Genomic DNA, 14,829 nt, shown 5'->3' on the forward strand with positions numbered 1-14,829 from the left:
GTGTCCGACCGCCCTGTCGTCCTGTTCCCCGGCCTCGGCGCCTACTCCGCGGGCGTGCTGAGGCAGACCAGGCACTCCCACGAGGAAGTGGACCGCACTTTCGAGGAGATCGACCGCACGGCCGCGCTGTCGGGCGTGCCGTCGGTGTCCGCGGCCCTGTTCGACGGCGACCCGCGGCCGGTCCGCGAGCTGCTCGCCGAACCCGCCGAAGTGCTCCAACTGGCCATCTTCGGCGTCTCCCTCGCGGTGTACCGGATCCTCACGGCGCAGGGGATGCGCCCCCGGCTGCTGGTCGGCCACAGCTTCGGCGAGATGGCGGCCCTGGTGGCGGCGGGCGCGTTCACCCTGGCCGACGGCGTCCGGTTGGTGTGCGCGAGAACCGCGGCGCTCGCACCGTGGGAAGGGCGCGGCGGCATGGCCGCCATCGGCACGGACGAGGCGACCGCGGGTCACCTGGTCGGCGTGCTGGGGGAGTCGGACCTCGTCATCGGCTGTCTCAACGCTCCACGGCAGACGGTCGTGGCGGGCCCGCTGGAAGACCTCGACCGCGCCGAGCGCGTCGCCGCGGCACTGGACCTCCTCTTCGCGCGCCTGCACCTGCCGTACGCCTCGCACCACCCCTCCATGAGGCCGGCGATGGCCGACTTCGTGGCCAGGACCGCAGACATCCGCCGGCAGCCGCTCCGACAGGCCGTGTACTCGCCGATCCACCGCCGCCGCTACACGGACGACGACGACCTGCGACAGGCGCTGGCCGAGTGCCTCGTCCGCCCGGTGCGGTTCACCGAGACCGTGCGCTCCTTGCACGCCATGGGCTGCACCACGTTCATCGAGAGCGGCGCGCTCAACGCCCTGACCAAGTGCGTCGAGCAGACCGTGCCGGCCGTGCGCACGTTCGCACCGCTGACCGACCCAACCCAGGAGGAGACAGGACTGCGCGCCGCGACGCTGTCCGCGTCGGACGGCCGCTCCCACCCGCCCGGGTCCGAGCCCCGGACCTCCGGCGACGTCGTCAGGCCCGGCGGGCACGCGGAAGCTGTCCCGGAGGCGCAAGTGGTCGGCGTGGCCATGCCGCCGGCCCGCGCCGGGAGCGCCCCCGACCGTTCCCGGGTCGTCGCCCAGCTCCAGCAGCTCTACGCCCAGGCGTTGGAGTACCCGCCCGAGCTGCTCACCGAGGACGCGCTGCTGGAAGCCGAGTTGGGGGTCGATTCGCTCAAGCAGACCGCACTGCTGGCCAAGGTCGTGGGCCGATTCGGCCTGCGCGTCCAGGCGGGCGACCTGAGGGTGTGGGAGCTCCCGACGCTCGGCCGGATCGCCGATTACGTGACCGCGACGGAGTCGACGGGATGACCACCGCGGCGAACGACCACGACGGCCGGGTGGTCCTGGTCACCGGAGGCGCCCGCGGGGTCGGCAGGGCGATCACGAGGGCGTTCGCCCGCCGCGGCGCGCACGTGGTCGTCAACTACTTCCACGCCGTCGGCGAGGCGCCGAAGCTCTTCGAGGAACTGACCGCCGAGGGTGCGTCGGTCGAGCTCATCCGGGCGTCGGTCGCCGACGCGAACCAGGTCGAGGCGATGTTCGACGATGTCGCCCGACGGCACGGCGGAGTGGACGTCCTGGTGAACAACGCGGCGTCGGGTGCGCTCCTGCCGTTGGCGCGACTCCACGAGTCGCACTGGCAGCGGGCTTTGGACACCAACCTGCGGGGCAGCCTCTGGTGCGCCAGGCGAGCGGCTCCGCTGATGGCACGCAGGGGCGGGGGCGCGATCGTCAACCTGTCCTCGATCGGCAGCTCGCTGGTGATCGGCGACTACGTCACCGTGGGAACCTCCAAAGCCGCTGTCGAGGCGTTGACCCGCTACCTCGCGGTGGAGTTCGCCGCCGACGGCATCCGGGTGAACACGGCGTCCGGCGGTCTGCTCGACGGCACCGTGGCGACCCTCTTCCCGGACGCGGAGCGGCTCGCCGAACGAGTGCGGGAGGCGACCCCGCTGGGGCACCGGCTCGGCCGTGAGGAGGAACTGGCGGAACTGGTGGTGTTCCTGGCGTCACCCGCCGCCTCGTGGATCACCGGTCAGACGGTCGTCGCCGACGGCGGGCTCTCCTTGGGTGCGGCGCTGCTGTCCCCTCGCCCGACAAGGCAACCCGCACCGGTCGAGCCGGCAGACGGCGTCCCCGTCACGACCCCGATCCCGGCTCCGGCCCCGATCCGGACCCCGACGCCGGTCGCCATGCGATCCGAGGTGGCGGCCATCCCGACCACGGCGACGGTGGCGGTGGTCGGCGTCGGCGTGGTCACCCCCGGTGCGAACGACGCCGACGAACTGTGGAAGGTGCTGTCGGAGGGCCGCAACGTCTTCGGCCGACCTCGGCTGTTCGACGTGGAGTCGTTCCACTCCGCCGATCCGGCCGCCGACGACAAGACCTACACGCGGGAATCCGGGTTCATCACCGACTTCCGGCCGCATCCCCGGCTCGAAGCGGAGCTGGCGGACGACCCGGCGCTGAGCCGCGAGTCCACCACGGTCTGGTTGCGGCACTGCCTGCACACGGCGTTGCAGGACGTGCGCCGCCGCGCGGACGACCGGTACTTCGCCGCGTTCGGGTACACCGCGGACGGCAGCCAGGAACTGGAGGGGCACCTGGTCCTGTCCGGCTACCTGCGCCGTCTCGGCGCCAGGCTGCCGCGACACGCCGTCCGCCTGCTGCGCGAGCGCTACGACCGGCTCGGTCAGCCGCCGCACGAGTGCCTGCCGCATCGCGTGGGGCGCAACGCCATCGCCGGGCTGCTGCCCGACGAGACGGAACTGCTGATGGTGGACACCGCGTGCTCGTCGTCCCTGTACGCCATCGACTTCGGGGTGAAGGCGTTGCGGGAGGGCAGTGCCGAGGTGGCGGTGTGCGGCGGCGCTTTCGCCTACAGCGCACGGAACCTCGTGCTGTTCTCGAAGTTGCAGGGGCTTTCCCGCTCCGGCGCCGTGCGGTGCTTCGACCGGGGCGCGGACGGTGTGCTGTTCTCCGACGGGGCCGGCGTGGTGGTGCTCAAACGCCTCGACCGCGCTCGCGCGGACGGCGACCGGGTGCTCGGGATCGTCGACGGGATCGGCCTGTCCTGCGACGGCGGCGGCAAGGCGGTCTACGCACCGAGCGCGCCCGGACAGGCGATCGCGCTGCGCCGGGCCTACGGCTCGGCCGGAGTGGACGCCTCGGACGTCGGTTGGGTGATCGCGCACGCGACCGGCACGAAAGCCGGGGACAGCACGGAGCTGATCGCGCTCCGCGACGTCGCCGCCCGCGGCGGTCCGGCTCTGCTGTCGTCCAACAAGGCGGTCGTCGGGCACACCGGCTGGGCCGCGGGCCTGGTCTCGGTCAGCCAGGCGCTGTCCGGCCTGGCCAGGGACGAGGTGCCCGTCCAGCCCTACCTGCACAACGTGATCCCCGCCGTGGCGACGAGTCGGTTCACGCCGCCGGCCGAGCACCCGGCACGCGGCATCCCACGAGCTTCCCGTGCCGGTCGGTCCGCCGCCGACGCGGCACGGCGACCGCGCCACGTCGGCATCTCCTCCTTCGGGTTCGGCGGCACCAACGCGCACCTGGTGCTCACCGAGGACGACCAGGACAACGGGGACCGGATCGGATCCGCGCGCGACCCCGTGGCGGACGAGGACGTCGCCATCGTGGGCTGGGCCGCCGACCTGCCCGGCGACGACGACCCCGACGCATGGTTGCGCGGCACCGGCCGGGCGCCCGCACCGGGATTCGGCGACGACTACCCGTTACCCGGCTGGCAGGAGGTCAAGCTGCCGCCGGCGACCCTGCGCAACATGGACCGCACGCAGATCATGGTGCTGAGAGCGGCAGCGAAGCTGGACGCCCCCGTGCGCGCGGCGCTCGCCCGTCTGCACGACACGGCGGGAGTGGTCGTCGGGCACACCGGACCGACCCGCCGCGCCGTGCACTACGCGCTGAGGTGCTACCTCGACGACCTGGACCGGGCGCTGGCAGACCTGCCCGAGCACGACGCGGACCTGCGGCCGTCACTCGACCGGCTGGCGGCCGACGTGCGCGCGCTGATCTCCTCCAGCACCGAGGACTCCTTCCCCGGCATCATGCCGAACATCATCCCCGCCCGCCTGGCCGGCGCCTGGGACTTCCACGGCCTCAACGCGACGGTCGACGGCGGACCCGACTCGGGCCTGGACGCGTTGCGCGCGGCGGAGCGGTACCTGCGGCACGGCGATCTCGACGTCGTGGTGGTCGCGGGCGTCAACGGCAACAGCACCGACGAGTTCCGCGAGGTGCTGGCCTCGGCCGGTGAGACCGACCAGCCGGCCGAAGGCGCGTTCGTGGTCGTGCTGGCCCGCGAGTCGACCGCACGGGCCGAGTCGCTGCCGGTGCTCGGGCGGCTGCGCAGCAGGGTGGGGCCGACCGATCCGGCCACGAGGCCGCGCCTGCGCGCGCCGCTGGCCGGTTCCGGGCGCACCTACCTCGGCGCGGATCCGGTGGTGGGCCTGCTCGCGCAGCTGGTCGGCGGCAGCGGGCGCACGACCATCGGCGCGGCCTCCGCCCGGGGCACCCAGGTGGAGCTGACCGTACCGGCCAGGGTGACGAGAGCCGTTCGCCGGTTGCACCCGACCAGGCCGCGCCGGATCCGGCCGGCGCTGCCGCCGCTGCCCCCGGGCTGCCTGCTGGTGGTGTCCGCTCCCGGCCTGCTCGACGGCATCACCCTGCCCCGTGACGTCCGGGTGGTCGTCGCACCCGCCACCGGGCCGGGGCCGCTCCCGGACGCCGACGAGCTGACCGGTCTGCTCCCGGACGACCCGCCGTCCGAGCACGTCCGAGTCCTGGTGGGACTGGACGCCGACACGCGACCGCCGACGGACCTCTCCGCCCTCGCCGGGCTGCGCGGCTCGCACGACATGGCGTTCCTGGCCGCCAAGCGGTGGCGCGGAGGGCGGGACTCGTCCTATGCGGTCCTTTTGACCGGCGCGGTCCGGTCGGGCGTGCCCCACCCGGCGACCGGCCCCTTCACCGGGTTGGTGAAGGCGCTGGCGAGGGAGGCGCCTTCCGCCTTGGTCTTCGCCGTGGCGACCGATCTGCACGACACCGGGGCGGCGTTGGAACTGCTCGGCGACGAGTCCGCCAGAGCACACGACCTCGCCGTGGTGGTCCACGCGTCCGGTCGGCGCATGGAGTACCAACCGGTCCCGGACGCGACGCCAGACCTGAACGGAGGCCTGCCCCGCGGCGGGGTCGTCGTGGCGGCGGGAGGCACGCGGGGCCTGACAGCGCGACTGCTGACGCGGCTGGTCGAGGAGACGGACCCGGAAGCGGTGTACCTGTTGGGCCGCCACGCGCCCGTGAGCACCCGCCTGCCGTCCCGCGCGGCCTTCCTCGCCGAACAACTCCGCGAACGTCCCGAAGCGGGTGCGGCGCGGCTGTCGGTCGAGTACGACCGACTGGCCGCGGCGTCATCCACGGCCGACACCGTGCGGCGGCTCGCCGAGCGCTGCGGAGACGACCGGGTCCGTTTCATCGGCTGCGACCTCACCGACCCGGAACAGACCCGCGCGGCGGTCGGGCGGGTGCTGGCCGCACACCCCGCCGTGGACCTGCTGGTCAACGCGGCCGGCGCGCATTCGGGCGGGCTGGTCACCACGACCTCGCTGGATACGATGCGCACCGTCCGCGACACCAAGGTGCTGACCTACCTCAACCTGCACACCGCCTTCGCGGACCGACGCCCGGAGCGCTGGCTCAACATCGGTTCCCTGTTGGCGGTGCTCGGCTGGCCGGGCGAGGCGGACTACTGCTCGGCCAACGACGTCCTCGGCGTCGCGGCGCAGTGGCAGGCCGCGATGCGGGGCAGCCGCGAAGCGACGTTCGGGTCGCCCCTGTGGGACGAGTCCGGTTTCGCGGCCGTGCCCCTCGTCCGGGACCTCCTGCGCAGTCGGAACGCACTCACCGGGCTGTCGGACCGGGAAGGCGTCACCCTGGTGCTCGACGAGCTGCGCCGGGGGATGACCGACCCCGAGGTGACCTACCTCGGTGCCGCGGAGAAGCGGTTGCTGACGACCACCCGCCGGCACGCGGTCGAGGTGTCGCCGAGCGCGGACGGGCGCGGCCTGACCTGGCGACCGCACCCGGCACTCGACGACTACTTCCGGAGCCACCGGCTGCACGGCGCGCCGACGCTGCCCGGAGCGTGGATCTGTGAGCCGGCGGTGGCGGCAGGTCTGCACGGCAGGGACGAGGGCGCACCCGTGGCCGTGACCGGGCTGGTGTTCCACGCGCCGATCACGATCCAGGACGGACCCGGCGGGACCTGTTACATCGAGGTCTCGGACGACGGGCCGGGCGTGGCACGGGTCCGGTTGACCGGCGATGTCGTCGCGCGCGACGGCCGGGTGCTGCGCCGGGACCGACTGCACGCGGAGGCCGCGGTGGTGTTCGGCGGGCACCAGCCCGCACCCGGACCCGCACCCCCACCCGGACCCGGACCCGGACCCGGACCTTCACCTGGACCTGCACCCGGACAGGTATTCGGACACGCACCCGGACGTGGGCTGGACCGGCACACCGCGCCGCTGCCCGGATCGGGGTTCCGGTACGACGCGGCAGGACCGGTCGCACTCGACCCACCGTTCACCTGCCTGACCGACGTGCGCGCCGGACGGGGCCGGGCACGAGCGCGCTTCCGGCCGGCGCTGGACCAGTGGATCGAGCGGTTCGCGGGCTTGCGCCTGCCGGTGCTGCTGGTGGACGGTCTGGTCCAGTGCGCGCTCATCGCGAACAGCGCCGCCGGGCCCTTGCCCATACCGACCGCCGTGGACCGCGTGGACTTCCTCACCTGTCACAACGACGTCGAACTGCTCGACCGGCACGGTGGCCACCTGGTGGTCGTCGCCGACACGACGGGAGCCACCGCGCTGGCACCGGACGGCACACCACTGGTGCGGGTGCATGGCGTGCACGCCGTACAGGTCGCGTCGGCGGAGCGGGAGGTCGGTCATGTCGCCGGTTGACGACGACTTCCGGGAGACGCTCGAGAAGCTGTTCCGGCACGAGGTGTTCCGGCCTCGCGACCGGCTCGACTACGACGGGCGCTGCGCGCTGACCTACGACCGGCTGCGGGTCGTCGGCGAACACCTGCCGCCGGGCAGTGCCCTGCTACGCGACCTGCCCAGGCTGTTCACCCTGCTGGAGTGGGTGGCGATCGCCGACCCGTCGGTGTTCCTGGCCTTGACGCTGCACGTCTGCCTCGGCCTGGGCGCGGTGGTCGAGTTCGCCGGCGACCGGGCCGAGGACCACGTCCGGGAACTCGACGACCTGTCCAGCTTCGGCGCTCTGCTGGTGACCGAGGCGGGCCGGGGCAACAGCCACCTCGACATCCGGACCGAGGCGGAGTACGACGCGGCCACCGGGGAGTTCGTGGTGCGCACCCCCGACGAAGCGGCCCGGAAGTTCATGCCGAACGTCGGGCTGCCCGGAGCGCCGAAGCTCGGGGTGGTGTACGCCAGGCTCCGCGTGCGGGGCCGTGACCACGGGGTGTTCCCCTTCGTCGCACGCATCCGCACAGCGGACGGGGTTCCGCCGGGGATCCGCGTCATCGCCCTGCCCGAGGCGCCCCTGCTGCCCCTGGACTACGCGTTGGTCGAGTTCGACCGACTGCGCCTGCCACGCACCGCGCTGTTGTCCGACGATGCCCGCCTCGACGCCGACGGAGTCCTGGACGATCCCCTCGGCGGTCCCGACCGGCGGCTCCGGCGGGCGCTGGAGATCCGGCACAACGCCTGGGTGGCCTCGGCGGTGGCGCTGGCCGCGGTCGCCCGAGCCGGTGTCCGCAACGCCCTCCGGCACGCGGAGAACCGTGTCACCGCATCGACGTTCACCGCTCAGAGGGCCGTGCTGGACCACCGCGCGCACCAGCGGCCGTTGTTCGCCGCTGTGGCGGACTGCTACGCGCTGACGTGCCTGGTCGACAAGGTCAAAGCCGCCCGCGTCCGATCCGCGGCCGGTCGGCCGGGCGGCGAGGAGGACTCCGCGTGGACGCCCGGACCCGGGCTGAACCGCACCTACGGCCTGACGAAGGCGATCGCCGCCCGGCTGGCGGACCGGATCGTCGCCGAGTCCGGGCGGCGCTGCGGAGCCCACGGCGTGTTCACCACCGGCCGCTGGGTCGACTACCAGGGAATGGCCCACATGCTCGGTCCGGCGGCGGGGGACAGCTACCTCATCGTGCTCGAAGCCGCTCGCGGCATGGCGGACGGCCGGCACTACACGCCTCCACCGGAGGAGGACGTCTCCGACGTGGAGGACCTGTTCGACCCGCGACTGTGGCTCGGCCTGATCCGCACGCGGGAACGCCGCCTGCACCACAGGCTGACCGCTGGTGTGCGGCTGGCTCGCCGGCGGGGCCAAGGGGCGTTCGACGCGTGGAACAACCGCAGCCTGTTGGGCAACGAGGTGGTGGGAGCGCACGTGGCGCGACTGATGGTCGAGGCCGTGCTCGACGCGGTGCGGGACCACCCAGCGGCCGTGGCGGGAGCGGCTCGCGCTCTCGGCGCGATGCACGCCTTGGCCGAGGTGTCCGAGCACGCGGCCTGGTACCTCTGCGAAGGGTTGTTGCGGCCGGATCAGGTGCGCCGGCTGGCCGATCTCGACAACGAGCTGTGCGACCGCGTGCAGTCGACGATCGGAGCGCTGCCACAACTCCTCGACGTCCCCGAGCCCCTACTCGCCCGCCGCGTCACGCGGTGAGGTGTGCGGTCGACTTCGTAAGATCTCGATGAAACCGTGCTCGGTTCGGTCGCCGACATCACCCAGGTTCGCATGGCGTCGGCCGGACCGTCGAAGTGAAAGAACCTTCCGAACTGTACGGTGACCCGACTCATTGCCCGCCGGGTTCTGTGTTCCCGGTGGAGCCGGGAACACAGGAGCTGAGTGGTCCCGCGTCACTGCTGTCGATCAGCAGGAGCAGACGCCACCGTTGCTGACGCCGGCTACGCCGTTGGGGCCGACGAGGCCGGGGGATCCGTTGACCACGGTGGTGCCGGCTTCGACGGTGCCGGTGTTGCCCAGGCCGCTGGCGCCCGCGGCGCCGCCGAGCCCACCTGCGCCGTCGGGGCCGTTGCACCCGTTGCCGCCGTTGCCGAGCTGGCCGTTGACGGCTCCGGAGTTGCCGATACCACCGGCGCCGCCCGCTCCGCCGACGCCATCGGCGCCACCGGGTTGGGTGGCGCTGATGCCGACACCGCCCCTGCCGCCGACACCGCCGTCGCCACCGAGGCCACCGTTGGCCTTGAGGGTGTCGGCACCGGCGTCGGCGGTGCCGCCGTTGACGGTCCCGGAGTCGCCGGTACCACCGACACCGGCGGCGCCGCCGATGCCACCTGCGCCCGCGCCGCCTGCGGTGGCGCCGTCGTTGCCGCCCGCGCCGCCGGTGACGGTGATGCGGGCGGTGCCCGCGCCGCCGTCGATGACCCCGGTGCTGCCGACCGCGGCACCGCCAGAGGTCCCGACGCCGCAGTTGCCGCCGGGGTGCCCGCGGTGCCGTTGGCACCGGGAGCGCCGTTCGGACCCGCGACGCCCGTGACCTTGGTGACGATGATCGTGTCGTTCCCTTCGAAGCCGTTGACCGGGCCGCCGGTGATGGTGATGACGTTGTTGACCGCGGTGCCGGTGAGGACGTCACCGACGGGGATATCGGCCGTGCAGACGAAGTTGTCGCCGGTCTGCGTGCAGCCCGGCGGGATCGCTTGAGCCGTGCCGGGCGCCACCAGGGCGAACCCGGCCACCGTGCCCAAACCGATCAAAGCCCGGCCGAACCGACCGACCGTGGTGACGCGCACTGTTGTTGTCATGGTCAATCTCCACCCGTGGATTGGGTCCGAGTTGATGCCGCGGACCTGCGGGGGTGATCCGATGACCGGGGTCTGGGGTCTTTTGTCCGGCGCTGGTGAACCAGGGCGCCGGATCCGAACAGCACCCTCGGCAGTCAGCGTCCGCGCCCTCCGTGGCCAAGGGCAAGGCACACCGCCACCGGTCACCCCGAGGCGAATGGTCTTTCCCCTAAACGCAGCCGGAACCAGTGCCTCGGGTTTCTCGGTCTACTGAGTGTGGTCAGACCGCCACCACGGCGGTACCAATGTCGAGAATCGTCATGGTCACGGCGACTTCCACCTGTGGACCTGAGTTGCGTATGGGATTCTGTCCGATTGCCGCTCCAGCCGGAAGCATTCGTCGCGGAGTCCGGCCCGCGTGCCGCGAAGATGATTTCAAACAACGGTCGACGCTGTGGCCGTCGTGACCGCCGACCGCAGAATGAGATCTACGGAACCGCGCGGGAACGACGACCTTGTCGATTGGATCCCGCGTGAGCCGGTGGGGCCGTCGTTGTGCGTAGGGGATCGGTGCGTTCGGGGGAACGCTGGGACTCACCAGCCGTCGACCCGACCAGGGAGGTGTCTTCCGGTGATGACGCCAGAGCCGGAACAGCCCGGCGGCGCAGGGGGCCCTGGTGTGCGCAACACCGCGTCCGGTGTTGTGGGCGGGGTGGTGCAGGCCGGTGTTGTGCGCGGCGATGTGAACTTCAATGTGAGGTCGCCGCCCGTGCCGGTGGTGCCGCGCCAACTTCCCGCCGCGCCCGGGTTGTTCGCGGGGCGGGTGGTGGAGCTGGCCGGGCTGGACCGCGCCTTGGCCGCCGCCGCACAGGAGGGGCGGGACATCGCCGTGCGTGGACAGGTCGCCGCCGACCCGCCCGGTGATTTGCCTGTCGCGGGTGCGACGGTGGTGGTCTCGGCGATCGGTGGGGCCGGGGGGATCGGCAAGACCTGGCTGGCCCTGGCGTGGGCGCACCGGCATCTGGACCGGTTTCCGGACGGGCAGTTGTTCGTGGACCTGCGCGGGTTCAGCCCCGCGGGTGAGCCGATGGAGTCCGGGGTGGCGGTGCGCGGGTTCCTCGACGCCCTGGGGGTCGACCCCGGCCGCATCCCGACCGATCTCGACGCCCAGGCGGCGCTGTACAGGAGTCTGGTCGCGGGCAGGCAGATGCTGGTGGTGCTGGACAACGCCGCCACCGCCGGCCAGGTAGTCCCGCTGCTGCCGGGCAGCCCGACGTGCACCGTGCTGGTCACCGGCCGCCACCGGTTGGCCTCCCTGATCGACCGGTACGGCGCCCGCCAACTGACCCTCGACGTGCTCACCCGCGCCGAGGCCCGCGCCCTGCTGGCCGCACGCCTCGGCGGCCACCGCGCCGCCGCCGAACCCGACGCCGTTGACGACCTGGTCGACCTGTGCGAGGGCTACCCGCTGGCTCTGTCGATCACCGCTCGCAACGCCGCCACCCGGCCCGGCGTCCCGCTGGCCGAGGTCGCCGCCGAGCTGCGCGAGCTGGGCCTGGAAATGCTCGACCACGACACCGATCCCGCCGCGAGCCTGCCCACCGTGCTGTCCTGGTCCCTGCGCCGGCTCACCGACCAACAGCGCACACTGTTCGGGCTGTTGGGTATCGCTCCCGGCACGGATACGACCTTGCCCGCCGCGGTCGCTCTCACCGGCCTGCCCCCGGCCCGCGCACGCAAAGACTTATCGGCACTGGAGGAGGCCTCCCTGGTCGAGCGGCGGCCGCGGGGCCGGTACGTGATGCACGACCTTGTCCGTGACTACGCCGCCACCACCGCCCACGACCTGCCCAACGACGTGCGGGAGACGGCACTGGCGCGGGTGATCGACTTCCACCTGCACACCGCCCACACCGCCGACCGCCTCCTGGACCCCCACGGCCCGCTCCTGCGGCCCGACCCGCCCGCGCCCGGCGTCCACCCGCTCCCGCTGCCCGACGCTGCGTCGGGCATGGCCTGGTTGGATGCCGAGCACGCCACCCTCCTGGCCACCCAGCGCGCCGCCGGCGCCCTCGGCCGCCACCACGTCGTCTGGCACCTCGCCTGGGCGCTCGACACGTTTCACATCCGGCGGGGGCACCTGCACGACGCGCTCGCTTCGTGGCAGGCCGCGCTGGACGCCGCCGAACACCTGCCCGACCCCACCACCCGCAGCCGCACCCACCGGCTCCTTGGACACGCCTGCTCGCGGCTGGGCTTGCACGAGGAGGCCACCGGGCACCTGAACCAGGCCCTCGCTCTGGCCGTGCGCCACCGCGACAGCACTGAGCAGCTACACAACCACCGGTCGCTCGCGTTTGCTTGGGGAGCACGAGGAGACGATTGGCGGGCCCTAAACCACGCCCGACACGCCCTCGACCTCCAGCGCACCCTCGACCGGCCGGTGAGGGAAGGCGAAGCGCTCAACCTGGCGGGCTGGTTCGCAGCACGCTTAGGCGAGTTCGACATCGCCCGCGACCACTGCCACGCCGCCCTCAAACTGCACCGACACCACCACAACCCCACAGGCGAAGCGGACACCCTCGACAGTCTCGGGTTCATCGCCCACCGCACCGGCGACCACCACCAGGCCGTCAACCACTACCACCAGGCCCTCACGCTGTTCCGCACTCTCGGCAACACCTACCAGGTGGCGGACACCCTCGACAACATCGGCCACCCCCACGCCGCCCTCGGACAACACGACCGCGCCCGCGCGGCCTGGCGGGAGGCACTGGAGCTGTACCGGCAACAAGGCCGCGACACCGACGCTGAACGCCTCCAACACCAACTCGACAACCTCGACAACCTCGACAATGCCACCAGCACCTGATCGTCGAAGTCGCCGCCTCCTGCACGATTGCCGGGGATGGCCACGCGCGTCCCCTCCTTGAGGGGTTCTTCAGCGACCTGTACCGCCTGCGATTCACCCACTGCCACCAGGTGTGGAGTAACGATATGAGCTTCTCGGTGAAATTTTGCGGTGAATGCCACTCGTGGTTATCGTCGAGATATGGAAGGCAATCACATTGGGTGAGGGGTGCACCCTTTTCCCGCTGCCGGATTGCAGCGGTCTGTGGCTAGGCTGCGTTCCCAGACGTTCGGATCATCGACGGAAGAGGTCCTCACCATGTCGGATCGGGTTCGGCTCGACAACATCGACCGGGTTTTCGCGATCCTCAACGTGGACGGCGACGGCGGGATCAGCAAGGACGATTTCACCTCGATGGCCGGGGGAGTGGTGCGGGAGTTCGGGCTCGACGCGGATTCACCCCAGGCCCGCCGTCTGGTCGGTGGGTACCAGGACATCTGGGACTACCTCCGCGGTGCGGACGTGGACGCGGACGGTGTGGTGGGCGCGGCGGAGTTCCGGGAGGCCCACACGTCGGGGTGGGTGACGACCGAGGTGCTGGTGGAGAGGTGGGAGTCGGCGTCGCGGCGGTGTTTCGAGGCGGCCGACGACGACGGTGACGGCTACATCGACCTGGAGGGGCTCGCCGCGATCTACCGCGGGGGCGGGGTCACCGACCGGAAGGTGGCGGAAGCGGCGTTCGGGGCGATGGACGTGGACGGCCGCCTGGACTGGGCCGAGCTGTCCGCGCACGTGCAAGGTCTGTTCACGGCGACCGACGAGTCGGCGAAGGGCGCCCGCATGGTCAGCGGCGACTGACCAGGTAGTCGGGGGTCGTTACAGCAGCCGCATCTCCTCGCCACGTCTCTTGCCGTTCACTACCGGCGCGAGTTCACTGTGTCTGCATGCTCCCGCCTGGGCGGGCCGGCGGTCAGGCGTCGCGCCGCTGGTCGATCGCGACCGCATCGGCCACCTGGTCGAAGGACTCGTAGCGGTGTTCCGGGATCGAGTGCAACGCGTGCACGGTGTCCTCGTCCGCGTTGTTGCGCGACGCGTGGTCGACCAACTGCCCCTTGTCCGCCGGGTAGACGACATCACCCAGCACGTTGCGCAACCGGCCCACCGTTGTCGTGTCGCTCATGGCCCTGCCTCTCACCCGTCTCGTCGGTCGCACCCCGGTTACCCGGCATCGGCGTCCCGACACGTTCCGACCGGTGTGATGGGGAACCCGTCGTGTGACAGGAGCCGCGGTCACGGGACGGGCCGGCCGAGTCGACTGCGCACGGTGGGTTGACCCCTTTTCTCCGGTGCCGGGACCGCGACACCGGCGGAAACCGGGCAGGCGGGCACACGACCGGGGTTTGTGCGCCTCGGTGCCGATTGGAGCGGCGCGGCGTGGGTAGCACCGGTGTATGACTTCTTCGTTGACCGCGCTCGCGCTGACCTGCACGCTCAAGCCGTCGCCCGAACCGTCGAGCAGCGACAAGATCGCCCGACAGGTGCTGGACGAGCTCGCGAGCCACGGTGTCGAGGGTGACCTGGTCCGCGTGGTGGACTTCGACGTGCGCCCGGGGGTGCAGACCGACATGGGTGGCGGCGACCAGTGGCCGCGGATCCGTGAGCGCATCCTGGCCGCGGACATCCTGCTGCTGTCCACCCCGACGTGGGTCGGGCACCCGTCCAGCGTCGCCCAACGGGTGATGGAGCGGCTGGACGCCGAGCTGTCCGAGACCGACGACCAGGGCCGTCCGTCGATGTACGGCAAGGTCGCCGTGGTGGCGGTGGTGGGCAACGAGGACGGCGCGCACAAGATCATCGCCGACTGCTTCCAGGCGCTCAACGACATCGGGTTCACCATCCCGGCCAGTGGCGGGACGTACTGGAACTCGGAGGCGATGGTGCCCAAGGACTACGTCGAACTGGAGCAGACCCCGGACGCCGTCGCCACGACCAACAAGAAGCTGGCGAGCAACGCCGTGCACCTGGCGCGGCTGCTCAAGCAGGCCCAATACCCGCCCGTGGAGTGACCGGCCCCGCGGCCACCGATCCGGCGAGAACGGTGTTTCGGGGGTGCTGCCACGGGAATTCGGCGAC

General features: G+C 72.0%; 8 protein-coding genes. 7 read left to right on the forward strand and 1 reads right to left on the reverse strand.

From position 1 onward, the window contains the following. The 6 genes from FHS29_RS18570 to FHS29_RS18595 all read left to right on the forward strand — a co-directional run bounded on the left by FHS29_RS18570 (position 1) and on the right by FHS29_RS18595 (position 13,554). Positions 1-1,350: an acyltransferase domain-containing protein gene (locus FHS29_RS18570; protein ID WP_184692003.1), complete on the forward strand. Its 1,350-nt coding sequence runs from the start codon at positions 1-3 to the stop codon at positions 1,348-1,350. Then, positions 1,347-7,028 carry an SDR family oxidoreductase gene (locus FHS29_RS18575; protein WP_184692005.1) on the forward strand — a complete coding sequence of 1,894 codons (5,682 nt, stop codon included), beginning with the start codon at positions 1,347-1,349 and terminating at the stop codon, positions 7,026-7,028. Before FHS29_RS18570 ends, FHS29_RS18575 begins: the two co-directional genes overlap by 4 nt. After that, positions 7,015-8,763: an acyl-CoA dehydrogenase gene (locus tag FHS29_RS18580; RefSeq protein ID WP_184692007.1), complete on the forward strand. Its 1,749-nt coding sequence runs from the start codon at positions 7,015-7,017 to the stop codon at positions 8,761-8,763. The genes FHS29_RS18575 and FHS29_RS18580 overlap by 14 nt, the downstream gene beginning before the upstream one ends. 183 nt (positions 8,764-8,946) lie before the next feature. Continuing rightward, complete coding sequence (locus tag FHS29_RS18585; protein ID WP_184692008.1) at positions 8,947-9,765, forward strand: hypothetical protein; 819 nt, start codon at positions 8,947-8,949, stop codon at positions 9,763-9,765. Between the two features lie 849 nt (positions 9,766-10,614). Next, complete coding sequence (locus tag FHS29_RS18590) at positions 10,615-12,717, forward strand: ATP-binding protein (protein WP_376774445.1); 2,103 nt, start codon at positions 10,615-10,617, stop codon at positions 12,715-12,717. A 297-nt stretch (positions 12,718-13,014) separates the two neighbouring features. Next, positions 13,015-13,554 carry an EF-hand domain-containing protein gene (locus FHS29_RS18595; protein WP_184692010.1) on the forward strand — a complete coding sequence of 180 codons (540 nt, stop codon included), beginning with the start codon at positions 13,015-13,017 and terminating at the stop codon, positions 13,552-13,554. A gap of 112 nt (positions 13,555-13,666) precedes the next feature. Here the strand turns inward: FHS29_RS18595 and FHS29_RS18600 are convergent, their stop codons facing one another. Beyond that, entirely contained in the window at positions 13,667-13,876 is a 210-nt protein-coding gene (locus tag FHS29_RS18600) for a DUF2795 domain-containing protein (protein ID WP_184692012.1), read from the reverse strand. 271 nt (positions 13,877-14,147) lie between these two features. Between FHS29_RS18600 and FHS29_RS18605 the strand changes: the two genes are divergently transcribed. Continuing rightward, entirely contained in the window at positions 14,148-14,762 is a 615-nt protein-coding gene (locus FHS29_RS18605; protein WP_184692014.1) for a flavodoxin family protein, read from the forward strand. Positions 14,763-14,829 lie beyond the last annotated feature (67 nt).

The organism is Saccharothrix tamanrassetensis (genome assembly GCF_014203665.1).
Classification (GTDB): domain Bacteria; phylum Actinomycetota; class Actinomycetes; order Mycobacteriales; family Pseudonocardiaceae; genus Actinosynnema; species Actinosynnema tamanrassetense.